This is a genomic window from Mesorhizobium sp. Arg314 (assembly GCF_053714275.1).
In genome coordinates this window covers 25,757-43,137 of record NZ_JBSKBP010000035.1, presented here as the reverse complement: position 1 = coordinate 43,137, position 17,381 = coordinate 25,757, and the positions used below count along the sequence as shown (strand labels likewise).

Annotated in this window: 13 protein-coding genes, 1 pseudogene and 1 riboswitch; all 14 genes and pseudogenes read right to left on the bottom strand. The window is 61.1% G+C overall.

Features of this window, described 5'->3' with window-relative positions; genetic code table 11:
• Nucleotides 1-15 precede the first annotated feature (15 nt).
• The 14 genes and pseudogenes from ACWGS9_RS27010 to ACWGS9_RS26945 all read right to left on the bottom strand — a co-directional run bounded on the left by ACWGS9_RS27010 (nucleotide 16) and on the right by ACWGS9_RS26945 (nucleotide 17,358).
• On the bottom strand, nucleotides 16-1,275 hold the full coding sequence (locus ACWGS9_RS27010; RefSeq protein WP_454508106.1) for a metallophosphoesterase family protein: 1,260 nt from the start codon (nucleotides 1,273-1,275) through the stop codon (nucleotides 16-18).
• A 417-nt stretch (nucleotides 1,276-1,692) separates the two neighbouring features.
• Nucleotides 1,693-2,922, bottom strand: a complete 1,230-nt coding sequence (locus tag ACWGS9_RS27005) for a type II toxin-antitoxin system HipA family toxin (protein WP_454508105.1) — start codon at nucleotides 2,920-2,922, stop codon at nucleotides 1,693-1,695.
• Nucleotides 2,915-3,505: a helix-turn-helix domain-containing protein gene (locus ACWGS9_RS27000; RefSeq protein WP_454508104.1), complete on the bottom strand. Its 591-nt coding sequence runs from the start codon at nucleotides 3,503-3,505 to the stop codon at nucleotides 2,915-2,917. The genes ACWGS9_RS27005 and ACWGS9_RS27000 overlap by 8 nt, the downstream gene beginning before the upstream one ends.
• Nucleotides 3,506-4,225: 720 nt before the next feature.
• Nucleotides 4,226-5,248, bottom strand: a complete 1,023-nt coding sequence (locus tag ACWGS9_RS26995) for a fatty acid desaturase (RefSeq protein ID WP_454508103.1) — start codon at nucleotides 5,246-5,248, stop codon at nucleotides 4,226-4,228.
• 577 nt (nucleotides 5,249-5,825) lie between these two features.
• Nucleotides 5,826-7,445 carry a chaperonin GroEL gene (gene groL, locus ACWGS9_RS26990; protein WP_454508102.1) on the bottom strand — a complete coding sequence of 540 codons (1,620 nt, stop codon included), beginning with the start codon at nucleotides 7,443-7,445 and terminating at the stop codon, nucleotides 5,826-5,828.
• 102 nt (nucleotides 7,446-7,547) lie between these two features.
• The gene (locus tag ACWGS9_RS26985) at nucleotides 7,548-7,862 is read right to left on the bottom strand and encodes a co-chaperone GroES (protein ID WP_454508101.1); all 315 of its coding nucleotides are present in this window, start codon (nucleotides 7,860-7,862) and stop codon (nucleotides 7,548-7,550) included.
• 99 nt (nucleotides 7,863-7,961) lie between these two features.
• A riboswitch (cobalamin riboswitch) is annotated at nucleotides 7,962-8,147 on the bottom strand.
• Nucleotides 8,148-8,221: 74 nt separating this feature from the next.
• Nucleotides 8,222-12,031, bottom strand: coding sequence for a methionine synthase (gene metH, locus ACWGS9_RS26980; RefSeq protein WP_454508100.1), 3,810 nt, complete (start codon nucleotides 12,029-12,031; stop codon nucleotides 8,222-8,224).
• Between the two features lie 170 nt (nucleotides 12,032-12,201).
• Nucleotides 12,202-12,453: pseudogene (locus tag ACWGS9_RS26975) on the bottom strand (DUF1403 family protein); the annotation flags it as partial.
• Nucleotides 12,454-12,667: 214 nt separating this feature from the next.
• Complete coding sequence (locus ACWGS9_RS26970) at nucleotides 12,668-13,120, bottom strand: helix-turn-helix domain-containing protein (protein WP_454508099.1); 453 nt, start codon at nucleotides 13,118-13,120, stop codon at nucleotides 12,668-12,670.
• Nucleotides 13,121-13,189: 69 nt separating this feature from the next.
• A complete protein-coding gene (locus ACWGS9_RS26965; RefSeq protein WP_454508098.1) occupies nucleotides 13,190-14,404 on the bottom strand; it encodes a CapA family protein in 1,215 nt (404 codons plus the stop codon).
• A 117-nt stretch (nucleotides 14,405-14,521) separates the two neighbouring features.
• On the bottom strand, nucleotides 14,522-15,364 hold the full coding sequence (locus ACWGS9_RS26960; protein WP_454508119.1) for a transporter substrate-binding domain-containing protein: 843 nt from the start codon (nucleotides 15,362-15,364) through the stop codon (nucleotides 14,522-14,524).
• Nucleotides 15,365-15,419: 55 nt separating this feature from the next.
• Nucleotides 15,420-16,169, bottom strand: coding sequence for an ABC transporter permease (locus tag ACWGS9_RS26955; protein WP_454508097.1), 750 nt, complete (start codon nucleotides 16,167-16,169; stop codon nucleotides 15,420-15,422).
• Between the two features lie 12 nt (nucleotides 16,170-16,181).
• A complete protein-coding gene (locus tag ACWGS9_RS26950; protein ID WP_454508096.1) occupies nucleotides 16,182-16,841 on the bottom strand; it encodes an ABC transporter permease in 660 nt (219 codons plus the stop codon).
• Between the two features lie 298 nt (nucleotides 16,842-17,139).
• Nucleotides 17,140-17,358, bottom strand: coding sequence for a helix-turn-helix domain-containing protein (locus ACWGS9_RS26945; protein ID WP_454508095.1), 219 nt, complete (start codon nucleotides 17,356-17,358; stop codon nucleotides 17,140-17,142).
• Between the last annotated feature and the right edge of the window lie 23 nt (nucleotides 17,359-17,381).

Here is a 17,381-nt window from a genome sequence, read left to right as displayed (position 1 = left end):
CAAGGCGCCGCAATCTCATCGCGTTGCACCTGCCTTGAGCCTCGCCGTGACCACGTCAACGCTGCGTGCCAACACATCGTCGAGAAACTGTTCATGCCCCGCTTCGTCCTTGCCGGCGAAACCGCGGGCATCGGGCGGCAGGTCCGCGATCGTCTTCGAGACGAGTTCTCGCGCTTCGGCTCGAAATGCTTCTGAGCCTGCATTCGCGCGCATCGACTGTGCTAGCTCCAGGGTGGGATCGGCAGCACTTCCCAAATCCCCGACACCGGGAGCCCAAAGAGCAAGCTCCAGCTTCTCCACCCAGGTATTGCCCACCTGCTCAGCTGCTTGTTCGGCTTCTGCGACAGCCAAGTCCCGATCGCGCATCAGCGACCAGGACAGCGCTGAAGTGCCGATCAGGCCAAGGCGGGCAACAAGGTAGCGCGATCTGGCAACCTCCCGAGATTGCTCCAGCCCTGCTCGGATGCGGACGATGGCCTCGCTCCATTCCGACGCCCCAGTTAGATCGACGCTCACGCGCTCGAACTGCGCGACACTGGTGAGCCTCTCCTCGATCTCGACGGAGCGATCGTCGCGAATGGTGACCAGCGTGACCGATTTCTCACCCGCCTCATTGATGTCCCTCCCCTGAGGGATCCCTGGCATCACAAGCGTGCTCGCACCGGAATACACTTGGCGAACGTGAATGTGGCCAAGCGCCCAATAGTCAAAGCCGTGGCTGTGCAGATCGACGACACTGCAAGGGGCATAGACGTCATGGCCTGGGGAACCGGACAGGCTCGTATGCATGATGCCGATGTTGGCAGCTCCCTCCTGCGGGCCGGCATATTTGGGCAGCAGGCTTTCGGGCGCCTTGGGGCTGGCGAAACTTAGCCCATGGAACGCGACGTCTATGCCAGAGCCAGGCTGGATTACGGATTGGGCGCGGCGGCCAAAAGTCGTAACCGTGTCCGGCAGTACGAGCTGCTTCGTAATTCGCGACATTGCGTCGTGGTTGCCGCGGATCATGTAGACCCTGACGCGGGCCTGGTGCAGGCGCGTCATCTGCGAAGCCAGATAGCGCGCCGTCTTCATCGAGGTCTGGTCGCCATCGTAAAGATCGCCGGCAACAACGAGAGCGTCGACACGCTCCTCCAGGCACAGATCCACGATCGCGGTGAATGCCTGGCGGCTGGCATCCCCGACGAGCTCGGCAAGCTCGGGATTGCGCAGCGCAAGTGAGCGCAAAGGGGAATCGAGATGGATGTCGGCCGTATGAACAAATCGAAATGCCATTGCAGGCGCTCTCCCGGCTGGAACCGAAGCTCAGGCCAATTCTGTCGAAGTCCAGTTCGCCTAAACCACAGCGACCAGGTCAAAGCCTCGGTAGCAAAACCCGACAGCGTTGGGCAACGGAGGGATATGATGGCCCATGATCCTCGGCAAGGCGGGAAGGACAAATCGATGCCCTCGAAGAAACGGCGGATGATGCCAAATAACACGAGCGCGGCGTTTCGGCCCTGGAGACCGTGCTGCCCTGCGGCGTTTATTAGACGGTGCGCATTCGCCATGATGCGCATCGTCGAGACTGAAAGCCGCGGCACATTTTACATTCAGACGCGCAAAATAGCAGAGGCTATACCAAAGACCTCCGAGACCCGATCGGATGCGCCGGATCGAATGCTCTCAAGGCGACGGTGTGCTGACGCTTGATCATGCGAGTTCGCCAAATAGTGGCACGGTCGGAGCGTGCACGTCGATTGCCTTCACGATGGTAGCGGCGAGAGGAAGATGCGTTTTCTCAGCCTCCCAGACTTGCCGGAATCGTTGGACGGTTTCCGCGGCGGTGTCGACGACAAGCTTTTCCGGCAGAAGTGCCTTGGCCGCCAGATGCCTAAGCTCATCGGTATCGAGCTTGGCCATCTTCTTCGTGCGAGAGTAATTAAGCGCAGCCGTGTCCTCGCCCTTCATATAGGGAATGGTCGACACCAGGTCGTAGGCCGGCGAGAGCGCGGCCGAGCGCCGGTCCGGATAGATCAGCGACCAGTTTTTGAGGTGCATGTCGCCATTGCCGATCAGCGCGCTGAACACGAGGCGGCGAATGAACTCGGCCGCGCCGACATCGCCCGCCTCGGTGCCGATCACGCGCGCGATGTTGGCGTAACTTGCACGCTTGTACTTGTCGTCCGGGAAGACCCCGAACACCTGCGCGAAATCTTCGGTGTGGACAGGACCGTCACCGGTCCGGTCGAAGCGGCTGACAGCAAGCGCCTGCCCTCTTAATTCACCCACTCCTTCGGGAATGCCGGCGATTGCATCGAGATCGACCAGGTTGATGATCGGCACCTCCATGCCGATCATCCCGGCGATCGTCATCATCGAAAACTCGTTTTCCGGGACGCCGGTGAACTGCTGGGAGGGGAGCTTCACGATCCACGATCCGCCGACGCCCTCGGCGGGAATGGTCAGGCCGCCGCCCTTCCCTGCGTTCTGAAACGCGGAGAACTTGAGCTGCACACCGGCGAGCGAGAAGCGCAGCGCATTGGGTTTGGCGTTCTTCGGAAGATCCTCGTCATCACCAGGAGGAAGGCCGTCACCGACCGCAGGATGGATCGAGAGTGCTCCGGGCAGATCGAGCCCCAGGACCCAGAGCAGGAAGAATTCGCGCTGCTGATTGACCCCGGCCCGCTCGGCGAGATAGCGACGCAAGCCGCCCTCCGGCAACAGGTTCGAGAAGAATGGCGGCACGACCCTTTGTGTCGGGCGGATCCTGGTGATGAGGCCGCCCAGGTCGTCCTTGAACGACAGGCTGAGGGTCGGCCGATCCGGGTTATCGACGTAGTCTTCGTTGAACGCAAATATCGTCCGATCGCCCTGCAGGTGGGTTAGCGTGCCAATAGGCTCGTCGTAGAGCCGTACATCCAGAACCGAGACGTCAGGCATCCGCGTCTCCATCGTCCAGCGAATAGGCAGGTCGCGGCTCCGACGGAACGGGATGGGCGATGGAGTTGCGAAGGCGCTGCAGGTTCTGTGCGATGTCGTGCAAGATGGGTCCTGCTTGGGCGCTCGCCTGATGGCGCTGGAGGCGGGCGATCAGCTCGCGCACGAGCTGCATCTCTTGATTGCTGAGATTCACCCGCCGCAGAAGCCGAAGCGTATCCTCGATGCGATCGATGTCGGCTGAGCTGCCGTAAAGGTGCTTCATTTTCTTGACCAGGCGCTCGGCACGGGCAAAACGCTTGTCGTTTGGCTGACCGGCCTGGATATGCATGTCGGGCGTCGCTTGGGACTTGACCAGGCCGAGCACCGCCGACACGAGCTTCTTCGGCACGAGCATGACCTCGAGATCGAGCGCGCGTGTCAGGTCTATGAAGCTCGACAGTCCCGGCTCCATCTTGCCGCTCTCGATTTGCGAGATATGGCTCTGCGTCAGCCCGGCCCGCTCGCTGAGCGCGCGCTGGCTCACACCGGAGGCCTCGCGGACCTCGCGTACGTGCGTGATCAGGGTTTCGCTCTGGTAGGCCATGATGTAGAATCCGGATCAAAAATGCCAAAGTGATCAGGATATTATATCTAGCGCGCCGCGCGTTCTCTGTCAACCGAACGATACAGCATAATGATCACCGCGCCGTTCTGATATATAATACCGTATAGGCCCTTATCGGCTTGCGCTGGTCTTGGCCCGGCAACAAATTCCGTCCGACTTCAGCAAACTTTCGAGACGTCAACGCTGTCCCTCTCCTCACGGGGGGAGTCTCCATCCGTTCCGGCGTCAGCCGCGCCGCGCAGCGGCCAAAGCAAATGAGGGCGTATAAAGCGCAGACGATGAAATGTCCGCCGGACGGACATTGTCATTTCATCGTCGAGCCGGTTCGTGATGCCGAGACCGGTTCAACAGGGCGGCCTAAGGAGCGTCAGCATAGCGCCGCCGCAGGCGGGACGCGGGGCAGACCGCCCCCGGCGAGGCGTGCCACATGGCCTGATGATTTCAACGGGCAGCTGGTCACGTCTGGCTGCCGGGAGTCGAACATCACGAGACCCGATGGGAGGCCAGCGGCAGGCAGGCTTGTACGAACGACATGCGGCGCGTTGCGGCCGATACCATCAATTCGACAATGGGGAGGGTTTTGAACGCCCTAAAAGGTGTTAGCGCTGTCCACTTGCTATGCACGCTGTAGACGGCGGTAGCCGCCGCACGGAGCCTGCAGCACAACACAAACAGAGCCCGCCTCCGCATAGACTGTGATCAGGCTGCGTCGTGGAATGAAACCAGCCTCCGGCGCCGGTCGTCCCAAAGCACGAGCCTGACGCATTTGAAGCTGTCCCAGAGGGTGATACGGCCGATGCAGGCGAGTTGCGGATGGTCGCGCAGCACTTCCGGCAAGCGGTAGTAGGGAATCCGGCTGGACAGATGATGGACGTGATGGATGCCGATGTTGCCGGTGAGCCACCGCAGCACCGGCGGAAGATCGTAGTGCGAGGCGCCATGCAGCGCCGCTTGGGGAAACCGCCAATCCTCGCCCCCCGACCAATACGTCCCCTCGAATTGGTGCTGTACATAGAAGAGCCAAACGCCAGCCGCACCTGCCAGCAGTGCGACCGGCAGATGGATTAGGAGAAAGGTAGCCAAACCGACGGTCCATAAAATCAAGGCAGCCAGCGTAACGATCGCAATATTCGTCAGCATGGTCGAAATCCAAGGCAGAGCACCCGAGCTCATCATCCCGAACGGCAGGCGCTGCTTGAACAGGAATAGCCAAGCTGGCCCGATCCCGAACATCACAAGCGGGTGCCGGTACAGCCGGTAAGCGACGCGCTTTATCGGCGAAAAGGCACGGTATTCGGCAATCGTCAGCGTGGTGATGTCACCGACCCCGCGTTCGTCGAGATTGCCCGCAGTCGCATGATGGGCGGCGTGTGCACGCCTCCAATAATCATATGGGGTCAGAGTCAGGACCCCAAGCAGGCGGCCGGTCCAGTCATCGAGTCCGCGACGGGCGAAGAACGAGCCGTGGCCGCAATCGTGCTGGATCATGAACAGCCTAAGCAGGAAGCCGCTGGCAGGAAGGATCGCGATGAGCCCGGGCCAGAAGCTGTTGGTCAGCGAAAGACAAGCAGCGGCCCAGAAGATGGCGAAAGGGATAAGAGTGATGAACAGTTCGAAGGCGCTACGCCCTAGACGCGGCTGTCGGTATTTCGCCAGCTTCTTCAACCACGCTTCGGCATTGTCTTCAACAAGTGAAGCGGGTGGATAGACATGTGCGCTCATTATAACCAGTCCGTTTTTTCGCCACCCTGCGATCGAAAACTATCCACCCGTCCGGATGGTCCATGCGCAGCGCGTAATGGTTTGTCATATTCGCGTCCTTCGCTGCCGCTCTCACCGATAGGTTTAGGCTCGCGTAATGAAAAATGCAGCCGCCAGAACAGCGACAGTCCACAGCACCGCTCAGCTTCAAAGCCACGGCCCCCGTGTGAAGAGAGCCGCTTCTCCGTGCCCTTCGATTTGGTCGGCGTAGTCGCGACGACGACCGTCGGCTTGCCCCCCACGTTTGCCGAATCCAGGAAGCAGCGTAGATTCACGCATGGAAATGACCCAGCCAAGACCCACGGCCGGGCGCGGGGGAAAACGCAGCCGCGCGATCCGATGATCAGACTGACAATGACGGTTGCCGCGCATGTCCAGAAGAGCGTGGATTTGGCCCGCCGGTGATCTTCCATCAGCGCGCGAGAGATAGCTTGCTGCCTTCTGTGGCCATGGAACGGTTCCTTTTAACTGATGTTCGGATCGGTAGCCCGGCCCGCCGGCGCCAGGCATCGCGGCGCGTTTCCCGCAGGGGAGTTGGTTAGCCCCTGCTACCGCCGGGGGATGGCGCGGCATCCTTGGCGGGAACGTCGGCAATCATGGCCTCGGCGGTGATCAACAGGGCGGCGATCGAACCGGCGTCCTGGAGTGCGGTCCGCACCACCTTTGCCGGGTCGACGATGCCAGCCTTGATCATATCGACATAAATCTCGTTCTGGGCGTCGAAGCCCTGATTGGAGTCCTTGCCCTCAGAGAGCTTGCCGACGACGATCGAACCTTCGACGCCTGCATTTTCTGCGATCTGGCGGATCGGCGCCTCGAGCGCGCTCAGCACGATCGAGATACCCGCCGTCACATCGGCATTGGCGCCATTCAAGCCGGCAAGCGACGACCTGGCGCGCAGCAACGCCACGCCGCCGCCCGGAACGATGCCTTCTTCGACAGCGGCGCGCGTGGCGTTCAGCGCATCGTCGATGCGGTCCTTCTTTTCCTTGACTTCCGATTCGGTGGCGCCACCGACGCGGATGACCGCAACGCCGCCGGCGAGCTTCGCCAGCCGCTCCTGCAGCTTTTCCTTGTCGTAATCGGAAGTGGTTTCCTCGATCTGACTTTTGATCTGCTGTATGCGCGCCTGAATGGTCGCCTTGGTGCCGGCGCCGTCGACGATTGTGGTCGTGTCCTTCTCGATCAGCACGCGCTTGGCGCGGCCGAGCATCTCGATGGTGACATTTTCGAGCTTGATGCCGAGATCCTCCGAAATCATCTGGCCCGAGGTGAGCACGGCGATGTCTTCCAGCATCGCCTTGCGGCGATCGCCGAAGCCCGGCGCCTTGACGGCCGCGACCTTCAGGCCGCCGCGCAGCTTGTTGACGACAAGCGTTGCCAGCGCTTCGCCCTCGACGTCCTCCGAGATGATCAGCAGCGGCTTGCCGCTCTGCACCACGGCTTCGAGGATCGGCAGCAATGCCTGCAGGTTGCCGAGCTTCTTTTCATGGATGAGGACGTAGGCGTCTTCCAGCTCGGCGCGCATCTTGTCGGCATTGGTGACGAAATAGGGCGAGAGGTAGCCGCGGTCGAACTGCATGCCCTCGACGACGTCGAGTTCGGTCTCGGCGGTCTTGGCTTCCTCGACGGTGATGACGCCGTCGTTGCCGACCTTGTCCATCGCCTTGGCGATCATGTCGCCGACGGTGGCATCGCCATTGGCGGCGATGGTGCCGACCTGCGCGATCTCGGCGGAGGATTTCACCTTCTTGGACCGCGCCTGGATTTCCTTGATCACGGCGGTAACGGCCTGGTCAATGCCACGCTTCAGGTCCATCGGGTTCATGCCGGCGGCGACGAGCTTGACGCCTTCGCGCAGGATCGAGGCGGCCAGCACCGTGGCGGTGGTTGTGCCGTCACCGGCAAGGTCGTTGGTCTTCGAGGCCACTTCGCGCACCATCTGCGCGCCCATGTTCTCGAACTTGTCGGCAAGCTCGATTTCCTTGGCGACGGCGACGCCGTCCTTGGTGATGCGTGGCGCGCCATAGGCCTTGTCGATGACGACATTGCGGCCCTTGGGGCCAAGCGTCACCTTGACGGCGTTGTTGAGGAGCTCGACCCCGCGCAGCATGCGGTCGCGGGCATCGGAGGAGAATTTGATTTCCTTGGCGGGCATGATTTTTTCCAGTTCGGTTGGGAGTGGCCCGACGACGGCGTCGCCCCGATACTCAGGATCGGAGCGTCCTACGCGCGTCCGGGAATACGCGCGGCGCTCACGTCAGGCGGCCTTCTTGGCAGCTACGGTCTTGTTGATGATGCCCATGATGTCAGCTTCCTTCATGATCAGAAGGTCCTCGCTGTCGATCTTGACCTCGGTGCCCGCCCATTTGCCGAACAGGATGAGGTCGCCCGCCTTGACCTCGAGCGCGATCAGAGCGCCGTTTTCGTCGCGTGCGCCCTGGCCGACGGCGATGACTTCGCCTTCCTGCGGCTTGTCCTTGGCATTGTCGGGAACAATGATGTCGCCCTTGGAATTGGCGTCACTTTCCGCGTGCCTGATGACGACGCGGTCGTGGATTGGCCGAAATTTCATGGAAGCTTCTTTCTGGGGCCGGTATAGGCGGCCACGCCCATATATAGGCCGATTGGCACTCGTTAGATAGAAGTGCCAAACTTAATTCTCGAGCGCCCCAAAATAATGGAAATCAAGATAGGGGTAATCAAAAACAGTTCCTGCATCTCGGCACCTTGCCAGACCTTGGCCCAGTGGTCATGTCGAGACGAAAAGCGCCGCTGCCGTTGCGGGGGCAGCGCCGGCACCGACTTCCCAATTATCCCATCCGCGAGACGAACGGCCACCTTAAGCACCCTGATCAAATCATCGATCGCCCAAACCGGTCCACCAGAATGCGAGATCGGTCAGGGGCAAGGACGACTGGCGGTAATAGGGACTTACTCCGCCGCTTCGGCGTAGCGCGCCGGCACATAGTTGAGGATCGGCCCAAGCCAGCGCTCGACCTCGGCCAGCGGCATGGCCTTGCGCCGCGCATAGTCCTCGACCTGATCGCGCTCGACCTTAGCGACGCCGAAATAATAGCTTTCGGGATGCGACAGGTAGATGCCGGAGACGGAGGAGCCAGGCCACATGGCGAAGCTTTCGGTTAGGCTCACGCCCGCATTGCCTTCGCCGTCGAGCAGGCGAAACAGCGTCGCCTTTTCGGTGTGGTCGGGTTGGGCCGGATAGCCGGGTGCGGGGCGGATGCCGCGATAGGGCTCGCCGATCAGGTCGTCCGGGGCCAGGTTCTCATCGGGCGCGTAACCCCAGAACTCCTTGCGCACCTTCTCGTGCATGCGCTCGGCGAACGCTTCGGCGAAACGGTCAGCCAGCGCCTTGACCATGATCGAGGAATAGTCGTCGTTGGCCCGCACGAAGCGCTCGGCGATCGCCACTTCCTCGATGCCCGCGGTGACTATGAAGCCGCCGAGATAGTCGGCCTTGCCGCTGTCCGCAGGCGCGACGAAATCCGACAGTGCGACATTGGCCTTGCCGTCGCGCTTGGCCAGCTGCTGGCGCAGCGCGAAGAATGTCGCCAGTTCGTGCGAGCGGGCCTCATCCGTGAACAGTCTGATATCGTCGCCGGCAGTATTGGCCGGCCAGAAGCCGATCACGCCCTTGGGCGCAAACCATTTTTCCGCGATGATCTTCGCCAGCATCGCCTGGGCGTCCTCGAAGAGCTGGCGTGCCGCCGGCCCCCGGTCCTGATCGTCGAGGATTTTGGGATAGCGGCCCTTCAACTCCCAGGTTTGGAAGAATGGGGTCCAGTCGATATAGCGGGCAAGCTCGGCCAGATCCCAGCCTTCGAAGACCCTCAGGCCAAGGAAGGACGGTTTTGGCGGCTCGTAACCCGCCCAGTCGATCTTGTGGGCATTGGCCCGCGCCCTGGCGAGCGGCAGCCGCTGCTTGTCGGCTTCGCTGCGCGCATGCGCGTCGGCAATTTTCTTGTACTCCGCGCGAACGTTCTCGACATAGCCGGCCTTGGCCTCGTTCGAAAGCAGTGCCGACACCACGCCGACGGCGCGGCTGGCGTCGGCGACATACACCGTCTGGCCTTTCGCATAGCGCGGATGGATCTTGACCGCCGTATGCACGCGGCTGGTCGTCGCGCCGCCGATCAGCAGCGGAATGTCGAAGCCTTCACGTTCCATCTCGGCCGCCATATGCGCCATCTCGTCGAGCGAGGGCGTGATCAGGCCGGACAGGCCGATGATGTCGACCTTTAGCTCACGCGCCGTCTGCAGGATCTTGGCCGCAGGCACCATGACGCCAAGATCGATGATCTCATAATTGTTGCAGGCAAGGACCACGCCGACGATGTTCTTGCCGATGTCGTGGACATCGCCCTTTACCGTCGCCATCAGGATCTTGCCGGCGCTCTGGCGCTCGCCATTGCCGATCCCGCTGGCGGTGTTCGCCAGCTTCTCGACCTCCATGTGCGGCAGCAGGCCGGCCACCGCCTGCTTCATCACGCGGGCCGACTTCACCACTTGCGGCAGGAACATCTTGCCGGCGCCGAACAGGTCGCCGACGACGTTCATGCCCGCCATCAACGGGCCTTCGATGACATGAAGCGGCCGCTCGGCGGCACGCCGCGCCTCGTCCGTGTCCGCGTCGATGAATTCGGTGATGCCATTGACCAGCGCGTGCGAAATGCGCTGCTCGACCGGCCAGTCGCGCCAGGCGAGAACGCGTTCCTGCGCCTCCTTGCCCGCCGTGCCTTTGAAGCGTTCGGCGAGTTCCAGCAGGCGTTCGGTCGCCGTGCCGTCGCGCTTCGGCTCACGATTGTTGACGACATCCTCGCAGGCTTCGCGCAGTTCCGGGTCGATAGTGTCGTAGACGGCAAGCTGCCCGGCATTGACGATGCCCATGTCCATGCCCGCCTGGATGGCGTGGTAGAGGAACACGGCATGCATGGCCTCGCGCACCGGTTCGTTGCCGCGGAACGAAAAGGAGAGGTTCGACACGCCGCCCGAAATATGGACATGCGGTAACGTCGTGGTGATCTCGCGCGCCGCCTCGATGAAGTCGACGCCGTAATTGTTGTGTTCGTCGATGCCGGTGGCGATGGCGAAGATGTTCGGATCGAAGACGATGTCCTCGGGCGGAAAGCCGGCCTGCTCGGTCAGCAGCTTGTAGGCACGGGTACAGATCTCGACCTTGCGCGCCTTGGTATCGGCCTGGCCGGCCTCGTCGAAGGCCATGACGACGACCGCGGCGCCATAGGCCCGCACCAGCCTGGCATGATGCAGGAACGCTTCCTCGCCTTCCTTCATGGAGATGGAGTTGACCAGCGGCTTGCCCTGGACGCATTTCAGGCCGGCCTCGATGATCTCCCACTTGGAACTGTCGATCATCACGGGAACGCGGGCAATGTCCGGCTCGGCCGCGATCAGGTTGAGATATTCGACCATCGCCTTCTTCGAATCGATCAGGCCCTCGTCCATGTTGATGTCGATGATCTGGGCGCCGTTGGCGACCTGGTCGCGCGCGACATCGAGCGCGGCGACATAGTCGCCCGCCGTGATCAGCTTCCTGAACCTGGCCGAGCCCGTGACATTGGTGCGCTCGCCGACATTGACGAACGGAATCTCGTCGGTCAGCGTGAACGGCTCGAGGCCCGACAGGCGCATCTTCGGCTCGATCTTCGGGATGGCGCGCGGCGGATATTTCTTCACCGCCGCCGCGATGGCGCGAATATGGTCCGGCGTCGAGCCGCAGCAGCCGCCGACGACATTGACCAATCCGTCGCGCGCAAAACCCTCGATCTGCTCAGCCATGAATTCCGGGCTCTCGTCATACCGGCCGAATTCATTGGGCAGGCCGGCATTTGGATAGGCGCAGACAAAGGTGCCGGCGACGCCCGAAAGCTCATCCAGATGCGCGCGCATGGCGTTGGCGCCGAGCGCGCAATTGAGGCCGATCGTGAACGGGCTGGCGTGACGGACCGAATGCCAGAAAGCTGTCGGCGTCTGGCCCGACAGGGTGCGGCCGGACAGATCGGTGATCGTGCCGGAGATCATGACCGGCAGATGAATGCCCTTTTCGACAAAGATCTCGTTGCAGGCGAAGATCGCCGCCTTGGCGTTCAGCGTGTCGAAGATGGTCTCGATCAGGATGATGTCGGCGCCGCCATCGATTAGCCCGCGCACTTGCTCGCCATAGGAATAGCGCAATTTGTCGAACGTCACGGCGCGGTAACCGGGATTGTTGACATCCGGCGACATCGAGGCGGTGCGGTTGGTCGGCCCGAGAGCGCCGGCGACAAACCGCCGCTTGCCGTCTTCCTGTTGTGCCCGGATCAAAGCACGACGGACAAGCCGAGCGCCGTCGCGATTGAGGTCGTAGACGGCATTCTCCATGCCGTAATCGGCCTGCGCTATGGAGGTTGATGAGAAGGTGTTGGTTTCGATGATGTCCGCGCCGGCAATAGCGTACTGATAATGAATATCCTCGATCGCCTTGGGCTGGCTCAGGATCAAAAGATCGTTGTTGCCCTTCTGGAGACAGGCGCAACCGACGAACCTGTCGCCGCGGAAATGGTCCTCGTGGAAACCGAGACCCTGGATCTGGGTGCCCATGGCACCGTCGAGGATGAGGATGCGTTCGCGCGCAGTAGATTGAAGCGTAGCCAGGATTTCCGATCCGTCTCGCTTCTCGCCGGCCGGACCAAACAGATCGTCCAGTGAGGACGGACTTTGCGACATTCTTTGTCCTTGTAACGACTGCACATCCAGTAATCACATAAAGACATCTTTATGTCAACATGCCTTGCCTCACGGCAAAGCAATCCGTCACCGCTAACTGGCGCCAGGCGCCAAAAAATGGCGCCGGCGGGACCGGGGTCGGCGCCGGGCGGGCAAAGCTGCCAGGCGTCGCGCAGGGCGGCTTCGTCCTCGGCGCGGCCGGCGAGCCGCATGCTGGCGGCGGCGCATCTGAGCGCCAGCCGCTGGCGCAATGCGCCGGACCAAGCGGGTTGCGCGCGGGCAAGCGTGTCCAGCGACGCCAAGGCGGCGCCGGCATGGAAGGCGGCTTCGGCATCTCTCGACGCGCCGCCGGCGGCAAGCGCCCAGGCAGGGACAGTCGGCGGCGCGACCGAGCTGGCGGTCGCGGGATCAAGGCGAATCATGCTTTCGAGGGTAAATCGCGTGTGCGCTTTCCGCCATCAATTTTGCACTGAAACGCACAGCCTGTCGGTGTGATAAAACGAATGATAATGTTGCCTTATCAGTCATTTAGGCGCAAAGCTGAGGAAGACGGCCGCGTTCGAAGTCGCTTTTCAGTCCGGTCGCCAAGCACCTCGTCTGCCGGTGCCGGTTTTCCAGCCAGCCTCATGTCATTGGTCATTGAGAAACGGTCACTTCTTCCCCGATAGCAGCGATCAGGGCAGATAACTTGGCGCGCACCGGTGGAGGCAGTTGAAGGAACCCCGAGATCAGGCGCCGTCCTTCTGAGCTGGCAATGAAGCCAATGCGCGCATCGGGCGGTAGATAGGAGGCCTCACAGCCGGCCTCCCCATTCTCCGGGAGACCTTCGAAAAAACGACTGACGGGGACGCCCAGCGACTTGCCAATCTCGTAGATCATGGACGCACTGACGCGGTTCCTTGCGCTCTCGTATTTTTGGAGCTGTTGGAAACTGACGCCTATCGATCGAGCAAGCTGAGCCTGCGAAACGTCCGACAGCACGCGAACGGTCGCGATCTGTCTGCCGACGTGAAGATCAGCGGGGTGAGGGTTACGCCCGATTGTTGGCTTTGGCGCTGCCCTGAAAGGACTCGAGCGTTTCGGTTTCAACAATGCTCTCGTCTCTCGATGCTCCAACAGGTCATTCTCAGTGCAATGGCCCCCGTTTTGTGTTGATCGTCAGCCAAATTTGCGCCCAGGAGGCAGAACTATTCTGCCGGAGTATCCGGATATTTCGATCCCGGCACCGAAGGAACGCGAGCGGCTTGCGAACCCCCCGAGAATATCTCGCGCCACGTGCCCGACGGCGGCGACGGGAACCAATTTGCCCGTTTCGGATCCTGTGCGCTCATTTATCTCGCCGATCACGACGGGCAGAAGGTCTATGGCTTCGAGGGTTCCACTCGCATCGTAGCGACAAGCGGCGACAATGCTCTGCCAGACTTCCGGCGGATCCCATTCGACCTCGTCCGGATGGACGTGAAACAGGAAATTTCCGAGACCGTAGAAGACTGGCGAGCCATTGTAGACTTCAACCGCCTGCAGGACGGGGGCGCCGTGACTGACAAACAGGTTTGCACCGGCGTCGATGCATGTGCGAGCAAAGGCCTGCACCCAGCGCGGTACATCCTGCCAACCCGGTTCCCAATGATGGTGGTGCAGGTAGGCGATGACGAAATCGCCTTGCGCTGCCGCCTGACGGATGGCGGACAGATGGATGCTCGCGCTTGCCTGATCGACTTCGACCATGCGGCCGAAGTTGGCCGCTTGGGTAAATACGGTGCCGTAGAAATTGAGCTCCCTGTCGCTCGCCACCTCCGGCGGATCCTCCGGCTGCGCATAATTGGTCAGTTCGAAGGGAGAGCTTTGCAAATGGCCTCCAAGCCGTGCCAATCGCCTGAAATGCCCGTCAGGCACCCCGATTTTCCGAACGGTCTTGAGCCGGTTGACGCCAGGGCGAGCTGGGCGAAAGGCCGTGTGGTTCTCGGCATACATGCTGGACGGGCCGGGACCGGCATCGATCGCAAGAAGGGCGACGTCGCGTTTACCTAGGCGGCGGCGGCCCGGTTTGCGGGCATCGGTCGCGTCGACCCCGATGCCCGCATGCAGGAAGCCACGCCCCTTCACTTCGTCTAGCGTCGAGAGGACACCGCCAGCACCGAGATCGAACGCGTGGTTGTTCGCCAAGGCAAGCGCGTTGAAACCGATATCCTGCAATGCATCCAGCACTTCAGCCCTGGAATAGCCGAAATACCTGCCCTTGGTCGGCCAACCACCATGTTTGCCGAGGATCGTCGACTCGAAATTGGTGAAGACGACGTCACCTTGCTGCAAGAAGCGTACAACCTCCGCGAACCGTTCGTCTTGAACATGACGGATGTCATGCGTGATCAATGATTGGCCGGTTACGACCGCGCAAAATGGGTCTTTCGTGGAACTCGCCTCATGGTAGTGAACGGTCTGGCGCCGACATTCGGCCAGCACCACATCGAAGTCGGCCGCGGGGCCGGGCTATTTTGGCAAGGCCGGAGAAATGTCCATCTTGAACCACTTCAGGCTCAGCGCTTTGATCGTGCCGTCCTTGGTGGCAGCGTCGAGCGCCGCATTGAACTTGGTGAGCAACTCTGCGTCGCCTTTCCGCATGCCGGCGCCCACACCCGGCCCCCAGAGACCACCGTTCAGCTCCGGTCCGAAAAACATCGCGACCGACCCGCCAGGCGCCTCCAGGAAATCGCGCCACGTGAAATAGTCGGCGAGGCCGCCGTCAACGCGCCCTGCGGCAAGGTCAAGCTTCAAATTGTCGAGGCTGTCGTAGCTGCGAATAGTCACGACATCGCCGAGCAGTTGTTTCACGACAGCCTCCGAATTCGATGACCGCAAGACGCCGATGGCTCTGCCGCTGAGGGTCGACCTGAGTCTCTCGATGGTTGCCTTCTCCTTGTCACCAATGGTCGAGAGGTTGACCTTCTTCTTGGTGTCACCCGGGTCGAGCCCAAGCTCCTTGCGCACGATGAATTGGTTAAAACCGCTGGCGTAGGGGATCGAGAACGCGATCTGCTGCTTTCGCTTCTCGGTGATCGCCATGCCAGACATGATGACGTCGTACTTGCCGACGAGCAGCGCCGGGATGATCCCATCCCAATCCTGCGCGACGAAATTGCACGTGAGCTTCATGCGATTGCAGAGTTCGCGACCGACATCGACGTCGTAACCGTAGAGCGCGCCATTCGCATCGGTCCCGTCCCACGGTGGCGACGCACCTTCGGTGGCGATCGATATCGCGCGTTCGCTTTCAGCATGGACCGGGAGTGCTGTGAGCAAGAACGCGACAGAAATGGCAATAGCCAGGGGCATGCGCATAGGGCACCTCTCTCATTTGGTGTTGGTGGGAAGCCGTAAGGCTGCGGCGTCACGGCACGGATGTCGTGATCTCGTGGTCAGGCAAGGCCGGCCGCATCCGCGCCTTGCGTCGTTGCTTCGGCGTGCCGTCGGTCGAAAGCCATTGCTCCAGAGCCTGGGTCGCTTTCACTGCGGTTGAGGTGAGCGCCAGATAGATCGCTCCGGCGACGATGAAGATCTCGTAAGGCGCGAACGTCGCCGAGACCATCTGTCGAGCCATTCCGGTTATCTCGAGCAGCGTCACCGTGCTTGCCAGCGATGATCCTTTGATCATCCCAACGACCTCGTTTCCGTAAGCAGGAAGCGAAATCCGGAATGCGATCGGAAAGGTGACGAGGCGAGCGATTTGCAAGCGTTTCAGGCCAAGCGCCTTGGCGGCTTCAACGACACCGTTCGGCACAGACTGGAGACCGCGGCACAATATTTCGGTGGTATGCGCGCCGCTGTTCAGCGAAAAGGTGAACAGGGCGCACCAGAAGGGGTCTCGCAGGATCACCCAGAAGATGCTGGCGCGCACGGCCTCAAGCTGGCTCAGACCATAGTAGAGCAGGAAGAGCTGAACGAGCATGGGCGTTCCACGAAATGCGTAGGTGTAAGCGAGCACTGAGAGCGACAGGCTCGGGCGTCCAAACGCGCGGGCGAACGCCAGCGGCACCGACAGAAGAAATCCGGCCGTCAACGACAGGACTGTAAGGGTCAAGGTGAGACCGATGCCCGAGGGCAGAACCAGTAACGCGTCGAACATCAAGCCCAAGTTCATGGGAGCGCCCTTCTATCGACCGAAGGCGGGGTAGCGCCGCTCCGCCAATCGGATCGACAGCAAAGTGATCGTCGTCAGGGAGAGATAGAAAGCGGATGCCGCAAGGTAGAAGGTCAACGGCGCGCGCAAGGATCCGGCGCCGACGTAGGCAACGCGCATGATGTCGGTCAGCCCGACGACAGAGACGAGCGCCGTATCCTTGAAGAGCGATATCCAAAGATTGCCATAGGCGGGCAGCGCCAGCCTCAGCATCTGCGGACCAACGATGAACAGCCACCGCTGCCAGGCGTTCAGCCCAAGCGACTTCGCGGCTTCGGTCTGGCCCGCTGGCACCGCCGCGATCGCGCCGCGGAAGACTTCCGTCGCATAGCCGCTGAAGACGACAGTAAGCGCGATGACCCCAGCGGTGAAAGCGTTCACCTCCACATACCTGCCAGCAAGCTTGCTGGCGAAGGTGGTTCCCCCGAAATAGATGAGGAGGATAATGAGGAGTTCTGGAACACCCCGAACCACAGTCGTGTAAGCCGTCACTACACCTTTGAAACGGGGCGCAGGCTTGCCCTTCGATATGGCCAACAACAGGCCGAATACGGTGCCAAGCAATCCGCTGACAAGAGCAAGACCCACGGTAACCATGAAGGCGACAGCAAATTGAGCAGCAAAACCGCCCATGAGGCTCTTCCATCGGCTCGCGATTTCGCAATACGTGCCGCGTCTTTCAACGGCACATCTCTGGCTCGCGACCAAAATTGCGAAATCAACTTAGGGACATCCTGCAATAAATTTCCAGGACTGTCCTCCAGATTACTGGCACCGTTTTTTCATTCAATCTATAAATTTCACAATTTGAGCTATAACGGTTAGTTATATACGCAATCAAATTCTGAAGGGCAACGCGAGATGTGCTCGTCGCGGAGTCGCACTAAGGCCGAGCGCGCTCGCCCTCCGCCGCTTAAAATGGATGGTCAAGCTAGGGTGCAGGAGACCGGCAAAACAATGTGACCGGATCGCTCTCCAGTGCCTTTGCAATCCTCTCCGCTACGTTGAGAGAAGGGTTCTTCTGCCCACGCTCAATGCCGCCCATGTAGCTGTACGCAAGGCCAGCTTCGGTAGCCAAAGATTCCAGGGTCATGCCGCGCTCCTGCCGGACTCTACGAACGTTTGCTCCAAAAATCTCCGCAAGGCGCATGCGCGCATAGCGACAAGCAAACC